The sequence below is a fragment of the Streptomyces sp. NPDC127098 genome (genome assembly GCF_042722465.1).
GTDB classification, from domain to species: Bacteria; Actinomycetota; Actinomycetes; order Streptomycetales; family Streptomycetaceae; genus Streptomyces; species Streptomyces millisiae.
The window spans coordinates 20,009-27,171 of sequence record NZ_JBHXFJ010000085.1 but is presented as its reverse complement, the minus strand read 5'-3'; the positions used below and the strand labels follow the sequence as shown (position 1 = coordinate 27,171).

The window sequence follows — 7,163 nt, the reverse complement described above, 5'->3', positions numbered from 1 at the left end:
AACGCCCGGTTACATTCCGAACCCGGAAGCTAAGCCTGCCAGCGCCGATGGTACTGCATGGGGGACCGTGTGGGAGAGTAGGTCGCCGCCGGACAATTATTGAGTGTGTAGGGCTCGTTGGTTCGCCAACGGGCCCTACACGCGTTTGTGTTGCGGCTCGACGGGCCGGGTGGAAGCATCGGCCGCATGGCGTACACCATCCGGCGTTCATGCCGTGAGGACTGGCGGGAGTTCAGGCAGCTGCGGCTCGCCGCGCTGCGTGATCCCGTCGCGCCGGTCGCGTTCTTCGAGCCCTACGAGGAGGCTTTGCAGCTGACCCGGGGGGAGTGGGAGCGCAGGGCCGCCGGGCGGGGCACGGTCGTGTTCGTCGGGGAGCAGGCGGACGGGGCCTGGGCGGGCATGGTCGGCGTGTACCGGGAGCCGCGCTGGGCGCAGGTCGTCGGGGTGTATCTGTTGCCTGAACACCGCGGCACCGGCCTGGCGGCGCGGTTGATGTGGGCGGCGATCGAGTGGGCCGGCGCCCGCGAGGTGCGGCTCCGCGTCCACGAGTCCAACGCGCGGGCCGCCCGCTTCTACGCCTCGTTGGGTTTCCAGCCGACCGGCACGCGTGACACCGACCCTGACGACCCGTCGTTCGGCGCCTACGAGATGGTGCTCAGGCGCGCGCCTCGGTGACGTCGACGACGGTCAGTTGGGGATGGGCGGTGGCCAACTCGTCGACGAGGGCGCTGCGGAGGGCGGCGGTCTCCCGCTGGTCCCCGACGACGTAGAGGGTGCCGCCCTCGCCGGCGAGGTTGTCGAGGGCGATCGGGTCGACCCGGCCCGGGGTGCAGGACTGGCGGATGTGGAGCTGGTCGAGGCCGCCGAGGGCGCGGCCGATGAGCTCCAGGGCGGCGTCGCGGCGGCCCGGGTGCGCGGTGAGTGCGCTCTCCAGCTCCATGGAGGCGCCGCCCGCGGCGCGCGGGTGGGTGCGGAGGATCTTGCCGGGGGCGCCGGCCGAGCGGCCGCTCGCCCAGCGGTGGACCTGCTGAATGGGCTCGCCGGCCAGGGCGGCGGCGTGCAGGTAGCAGCGGAGGAGTATCTCGGCGGTCTCGGCGTCGAGCCGGAAGACGGGTTCGCTCGGGCGGACCGGGGCGAGCAGGGCCCCCGCGCGGCGGCGGGCGAGTGGCATGTCCTCACAGCCGCGTTGCGGCGCCCAGCGCAGCCGGGTCGGGCTGTCGGTGGCGTGGCCCGGGTCGTAGACGTGGACGGGGCCGAGCTTGTCGCGTTGGCGGGCCGTCCCGGTCCAGAGGCGGCCGGTGGGGTCGACGACGACCAGTCCTGGTGGGGCCTGGAGGACGGTGGCGAGTGGGTCCTGGCCGCCGCTGGACTCGACGGGGACGGCGACGGAGACGGCGGGGGTCTCGGGCTCGATGACGGGCGGCGCCGGTTCGGGTGCGCGCTCCACGACGGGTGCGGGTGCGGGTGCAGGTTCCGGTTCGGCGGGGGACTCGCGGTGCTGGCGGCGGGCGCGGAAGTGCGCGAGCCGGATGGAGATCCACAGGGCTGTGGAGAACAGGACGACGAGCTGGAAGAGGAAGGTCAGCCACAGCAGGGCGGCGCTCGGCAGCGTCGCCGGGTCCGCGGCCGGCCAGGCCGCGGCGACGTCCCGCGGGGCGGTGAGGAACGAGCGGAGGGCGCCCGCGGTGCGCAGGAAGGTGACGCCGTCCGGCCAGGCGCCGTGCCGCAGCAGCCCGGCGAGACCGGTGGCGGTCCAGACGAGGGTGGTGATGCCGAGGGCCAGGCCGAGGGCGCCGACGAGCAGCGCGTCGGGGACACCGCCGCGGCGCTCGGGTGCGTCGTTGCTCATGGGCCTACCCGACGCCCTGCCGCTTCTCGAAGGACATCACGCGGGCCGCGGTCTCGGCCTCGTAGGCGTCGGCGTCGGTCAGCGCGTCGTCCGCCGGCAGCATGGCGGAGGACTCGGTCATGGCGCGGTCGGTGAAGACGAGAGGGCGTTCGGCCTCGGTGACCAGGTGCTTGACGACCTGGACGTTGCCGTTGACGTCCCAGACGGCCATGCCGGGGGTCAGGGTGGGGATGATCTCGACGGCCCAGCGAGGCAGGCCGAGGACCTGTCCCGTGGCGCGGGCCTCGTCGGTCTTCTGGGCGTAGATGGTGCGGGTGGAGGCCATCTTCAGGATGGCGGCGGCCTCCTTGGCCGCGGCGCCGTCGACGACGTCCGAGAGGTGGTGGACGACGGCGACGAAGGAGAGGCCGAGCCGGCGGCCGAACTTCAGCAGGCGCTGGAAGAGCTGGGCCACGGACGGCGAGTTGATGATGTGCCAGGCCTCCTCGACGAGGAAGATGCGCTTCTTCCGGTCGGGCCTTATCCAGGTGTGTTCGAGCCAGACGCCGACGATCGCCATGAGGATGGGCATGGCGATGGAGTTGCGGTCGATGTGCGAGAGGTCGAAGACGATGAGGGGGGCGTCGAGGTCGATGCCGACGGTGGTCGGGCCGTCGAACATGCCGCGCAGGTCGCCGTCGACGAGCCGGTCGAGGACGAGGGCGACATCCAGGCCCCAGGCGCGCACGTCCTCCAGGGCGACGTTCATCGCGTCGGCGGACTCGGGCTGGGGGTGGCGCAGGCGCTCCACGATGTCGGTGAGGATGGGCTGCCGGCCGGTGACGTGCTGGTTGACGTAGGCGTGGGCGACCTTGAGGGCGAAGCCCGAGCGCTCGTCGAGGGTGCGGCCGAGGGCGACCTCGATGATGGTGCGGAGCAGGGCCAGCTGCCCGGTCGAGGTGATGGAGGGGTCGAGCGGGTTGAGGCGGACGCTGCCGTCCAGCGCGGCCATGGGGTCGAGGCGGATGGGGGTGATGCCCAACTCCTCGGCGATCAGGTTCCATTCGCCGACGCCGTCCTCGCCCTGGGCGTCCAGGACGACGATCTGGCGGTCGCGGAAACGGAGTTGGCGCAGGACGTAGGTCTTCTCCAGGGCCGACTTGCCGTTGCCGGACTCGCCGAGCACCAGCCAGTGGGGGGCCGGGAGTTGCTGGCCGTAGAGCTGGAAGGGGTCGTAGATGTAGCCCTTGCCCGAGTAGACCTCGCGGCCGATGATGACGCCCGAGTCGCCGAGCCCCGGGGCCGCGGTGGGCAGGTAGACGGCCTGGGCCTGGCCGGTCGAGGTGCGCACGGGGAGCCGGGTGGTCTCGGTGCGGCCGAAGAGGAGGCTGGTGAAGGCCTCGGTGATGACGCTCAGTGGATCGCGGGGCGGCATGGCGGCACCTCTTTCACGGTCCACGTCACGGGGTGTGGCACGGGGGGTGTCACCGGGAGGCGTGTCATCGCTTGATCCCGGTGGCGAAGGGGAGGGTGTTGACGAAGGCGCGGTGGTGCTCGCGGTCGCACCACTCCAGCTTGAGGTAGGACTTGCCGGCGGAGGCGCGGATGGTGCGCTTGTCCCGGGCGAGCGCCTCGGGGTTGGGCGAGGAGACGGTGAGGTAGCCGACGAGGTTGACGCCGGCGGCGCCGGTGGCGAGGTCGTCGCCGCGCTGGTCGACGCGGCCGTGGGCGGCGACGTCGCGCGGGTCGACGGTGCGGTTCATCTTGGCGGCGCGGGACGCCTCGGCGGCGTCGTTGGTCTTCTCGGTGAGCATGCGCTCGATGGCGATCTCGGTGGGCTCGAGGTCCATGCAGACGGCGACGGTGCGGATGACGTCGGGCGTGTGGACGAGGAGCGGGGCGAGGAAGTTGACCCCGACGGGGGTCATCGGCCACTCCTTGACCCAGGCGGTGGCGTGGCACCAGGGCTCGCGGGTGTCGGACTCGCGGGTCTTCGCCTGGAGGTAGGTCGCCTCGCGGGCGTCGAGCTCGGCGGGCCAGGCGTTGCGCTTGGACATGGCCTGGATGTGGTCGATGGGGTGGTCGGGGTCGTACATGGAGTGGATCAGGGACGCGAGCCGGGCCTCGCCGAGCGGCTGGCGGACGCGGATGTCGGCCTCGGTGAGGCGGGCGCAGATGTCGGCCAGTTCGCGGGACATGACGACGGCGAGCGCCTCGTCCTGGGACATGCGGCGCCGGTCGCCGGTGGTGCGGGCGGCGCGGGCGATGGACTGCGCCTCGTTGCTGAGGTCGCGCGAGTGGTGCATGCAGGCGACGAGGTAGGCCCGGTGCTGCTCGCTCGAGGTGGAGACCATGGACTGGAGCTGGTCGTAGGAGTCCTGGATCCAGCCGGGGGCGGTGGTGTCGCCGCGCTCCCGCACGTCGTTGGCGTGGGCGTCGGGGTCTGCGGGGAGGGTGCGGGCCAGCATCTGGAGGCGGGTGACGTGGCCGTCGCCGTTGGCCACGTGCTTGAGGAGGGTGCCGAAGCGCTCGACGAGGGCCTCCTGGTCCTCGCTGTCGCGCAGGCCGACGCCGGGGCCCTCGATCTCGATGGCGGCGGTGATGGTGCGCCGGTCGGTGTGGAGGAGGACGGCGAGCTCGTCGGGGCCGAAGGCGGTGGGGCACCATTCGACGCGGCCGACGCCGGGGGGCGCGCCGACGGCGACCTCGCGGCCGTCGAGGGTGATGCCGGCCTCGGGGGCGTCGGAGCGGTAGGTGGCGCCGCGGCGCTGGGTGCGCCTGAAGGAACGGTTGATCTCGAACCACCGGTAGAACGTGCGGCCGTTGTACGGGAGGTAGACGGCGGCGAGAGCGAGCATGGGGAAGCCGACCAGGCCGACGAGGCGGAAGGTCAGGGCGGGGATGAGGATGCCGCTCATCATGCCGAGGAAGGCGCCGGCGACGATGAGGGCGATCTCGCCGGCCTCGCGGTTTCTGCCGACGATGGCCTGTGGCCTGGCCCGGCCGATGAGATAGGTGCGGCGCCTGGTCAGGGTGTGGGGCGGAGTGGTCACCTGCTACCTCCTCGGTTGTCTGAGCCCGGGTTCCCGGTGCGGCTGGAGTTCGCTCCAGTCGATGATGAACCCGACTGGCCGGTACGGGAACTGTGAGCAGCGACTCCGCCGGCGACCGGGTTGGCGGGCCGCGGGCCCTGGCCGCCGCCGGCGGCCGCCGCTCCGGCCGCACCGCCGGCGGCGGCTCCGCCGCGGGCGCCGTGGGTGGACATGCCCTCGCGGACGAGGCTGGCCGGGGTGGAGACGGCGGCGCGGGCGGCGCGGCTGCTGGTGTCCTGGCGCATGGCGCGGTGGTTGACGATCTCGTCGCCGAAGCCGGGCACGAACCGGTAGATCATGGCGGAGGCGAAGATGGCCAGGATGATGATGGCGAGCCCGGAGACGATGGCCGAGACGGCGGTGGGGCCGTTCTCCTCGCCGCTGGTGAGGGCGGCGGCGAGGCCGAGGACGATCGCGATGACCGGCTTGATGAGGATGACGGCGATCATGATGCCGGCCCAGCCGCGGACGTGGCCCCAGAGGTTCTTGTCGACGAGACCCGAGTAGACGGCGGTGCCGAGGAGCGCGCCGACGTAGAGCATGGCGGCTCGGATGACGAGTTCGAGGGCGAGGACGCCGGCGGCGAGGATGGAGATCAGGGAGACGACGATCAGCATGATCGGGCCGCCGCCGATGTCCTCGCCGGCCTCCAGGGCGGCGGCGAAGTCGCCGAAGAACGCGGCCGAGTTGTCGCCGGTGCCGGTGACGATGGCGTCGGTGACGTTGTCGGTGGCGGAGACGACGACATAGAGGATGAGGGGCGTGAAGGCGGAGGCCATCACGGTGAGCCAGAGGTAGCCGATGGCCTCGGAGAGCGCGGTGGCGAAGGGGACGCCGCGGACGGCGCGCTTGACGATGGCCAGCAGCCAGAGGATGAGGGTGAGGACGGTGGAGGCGGCGAAGACGACGGCGTACTGGCGGAGGAACGAGGTGTTGGTGAAGTCGACGTTGGTGGTCGAGTTCACCAGGTCGGACAGCTCGTTGACGATCCAGGCGGCGGCGTCGGCGCAGCCGCGGGCGAGGGAGGACAGCGGGTCGAGTGCGCTGGTGGGGCTGTTGCCGCCGTCGCCGCCTCCGCCGTCCTCCGGGTTGCCCTCGCAGATCTCGCGGGCCTGGCCGCTGAGCAGGCCGCAGTCCTCGTCGGACTCGGCGGCGGCGGCGCGGGTGGCGAGGGCGGCGCCGAGGGCGAGGAGGCCGGCGAGGCCGCCGGTGAGGGTGGCGAGTCTGGCCGCCAGCCGCCCCGGGCGCGGGGGGCGGTGGTCAGCGCGCATAGGTGAACCCGCCGAACTGCTCGACCGCATCGGCCATCTCCTCTGCCGTTGATGCGCGTTGGTCCCGTCCGACCGGAGCGGGGCCTTCTTGCTCGTCGAAGGCGGTGATCTTCCAGTCGCCCTCGACCCAGACGAGGTCGTAGGTGGTGGTGTACCAGCCTTCGGTCACGGGGTTGCGCGAGTCGGCACCGGCGAGGCCGAACAGGGTGGAGTACCAGACGGCGACGCGGGCGGTGTCGCCTTCGTACTGGACGGTGTTGGTGCCGACGGGGTTGACGCGGGCGACGAAGGTGGTGCCGGCGGGGGCGGCGCCGGCCTCGGTGAGGCCGATGCGGGTGAGGAAGTCGGGGTCGCTGTAGGTGCGCTCGTACTCGGCGGCCTGGGCGGCGGCGACCTCGGGCGCGTAGACGGTGTCGACGATGGTGGGGCGGCGCGTGGGGTCGAACATCTCGGTGCCGCCGAGGGCCACGGCGTAGTTGGCGGCGGCGCTCTGGGCGCCCTGCTCGGTCTGCGGGTGGCCGACGGGGATGCCGTTCGTCGAGGTGTCGACGGGCGGTTGGCCGCTGGGCGCGGTCGGCTGGGCGCGGTCGCCGCCGCCGTCCGTCTCGGAACTGCCGCCGCCTTCGCCGCCGTTGCCCTCGTCGCGGGTCTGGTTGGCGAAGACGATGGCGCCGAGCAGCAGCACGACGACGCCGATGACGGCGGCGAGGCCGCGGCCCGTGGAGGCGGGTTGGCGGCGGGTGGCCGGCTCGCGCTGCTCGGGCAGCCGGGTGCGGGTGCCGGCGGGAACGCCGCGGGCGCGCGTGTCGTCGTAGTCGTCGCCGTAGCTCATGTCGCGCCCCCTCAACCGGCTGCGAGTCTAGTACCTACCCCCTTGACGTTAGCGTCCTCAACTGACGTTCGGCCCCTGGGAATCCCCGGTTGGTGAGGGTGAAGGTGGCATGGACGTCGCATGGAGGCACGGTGGGGTGG

The 7,163-nt window shown here is 72.5% G+C and carries 6 protein-coding genes and 1 rRNA gene; 2 read left to right on the top strand and 5 right to left on the bottom strand.

The features are described 5' to 3' along the window. A 5S ribosomal RNA gene (gene rrf / locus ACFWI8_RS33050) occupies window positions 1–94 on the top strand; the annotation flags it as partial. A 92-nt stretch (window positions 95–186) separates the two neighbouring features. After that, window positions 187–675 carry a GNAT family N-acetyltransferase gene (locus tag ACFWI8_RS33045; protein WP_311604636.1) on the top strand — a complete coding sequence of 163 codons (489 nt, stop codon included), beginning with the start codon at window positions 187–189 and terminating at the stop codon, window positions 673–675. Here ACFWI8_RS33045 and ACFWI8_RS33040 read toward each other — a convergent pair. The 5 genes from ACFWI8_RS33040 to ACFWI8_RS33020 all read right to left on the bottom strand — a co-directional run bounded on the left by ACFWI8_RS33040 (window position 656) and on the right by ACFWI8_RS33020 (window position 7,023). Further along, on the bottom strand, window positions 656–1,849 hold the full coding sequence (locus tag ACFWI8_RS33040) for a type VI secretion protein (RefSeq protein WP_387099100.1): 1,194 nt from the start codon (window positions 1,847–1,849) through the stop codon (window positions 656–658). The genes ACFWI8_RS33045 and ACFWI8_RS33040 overlap by 20 nt on opposite strands. Window positions 1,850–1,853: 4 nt before the next feature. After that, window positions 1,854–3,263 (bottom strand): ATP-binding protein, encoded by a 1,410-nt coding sequence (locus tag ACFWI8_RS33035; protein ID WP_387099098.1) that lies wholly within the window; start codon window positions 3,261–3,263, stop codon window positions 1,854–1,856. Window positions 3,264–3,327: 64 nt separating this feature from the next. Then, window positions 3,328–4,881, bottom strand: a complete 1,554-nt coding sequence (locus ACFWI8_RS33030; protein WP_387099096.1) for an SCO6880 family protein — start codon at window positions 4,879–4,881, stop codon at window positions 3,328–3,330. Continuing rightward, the gene (locus tag ACFWI8_RS33025; protein ID WP_387099094.1) at window positions 4,878–6,191 is read right to left on the bottom strand and encodes a hypothetical protein; all 1,314 of its coding nucleotides are present in this window, start codon (window positions 6,189–6,191) and stop codon (window positions 4,878–4,880) included. Before ACFWI8_RS33025 ends, ACFWI8_RS33030 begins: the two co-directional genes overlap by 4 nt. After that, window positions 6,181–7,023 (bottom strand): hypothetical protein, encoded by an 843-nt coding sequence (locus ACFWI8_RS33020; RefSeq protein ID WP_387099092.1) that lies wholly within the window; start codon window positions 7,021–7,023, stop codon window positions 6,181–6,183. The genes ACFWI8_RS33025 and ACFWI8_RS33020 overlap by 11 nt, the downstream gene beginning before the upstream one ends. Window positions 7,024–7,163 lie beyond the last annotated feature (140 nt).

What these genes read in the sequence shown, in the direction of transcription:
- ACFWI8_RS33045 (WP_311604636.1), top strand. Translation starts at nt 187, where the DNA reads ATGGCGTACACCATCCGGCGTTCATGCCGTGAGGACTGGCGGGAGTTC.
- ACFWI8_RS33020 (WP_387099092.1), bottom strand. Translation starts at nt 7,023, where the DNA reads ATGAGCTACGGCGACGACTACGACGACACGCGCGCCCGCGGCGTTCCC.
- ACFWI8_RS33040 (WP_387099100.1), bottom strand. Translation starts at nt 1,849, where the DNA reads ATGAGCAACGACGCACCCGAGCGCCGCGGCGGTGTCCCCGACGCGCTG.
- ACFWI8_RS33035 (WP_387099098.1), bottom strand. Translation starts at nt 3,263, where the DNA reads ATGCCGCCCCGCGATCCACTGAGCGTCATCACCGAGGCCTTCACCAGC.
- ACFWI8_RS33025 (WP_387099094.1), bottom strand. Translation starts at nt 6,191, where the DNA reads ATGCGCGCTGACCACCGCCCCCCGCGCCCGGGGCGGCTGGCGGCCAGA.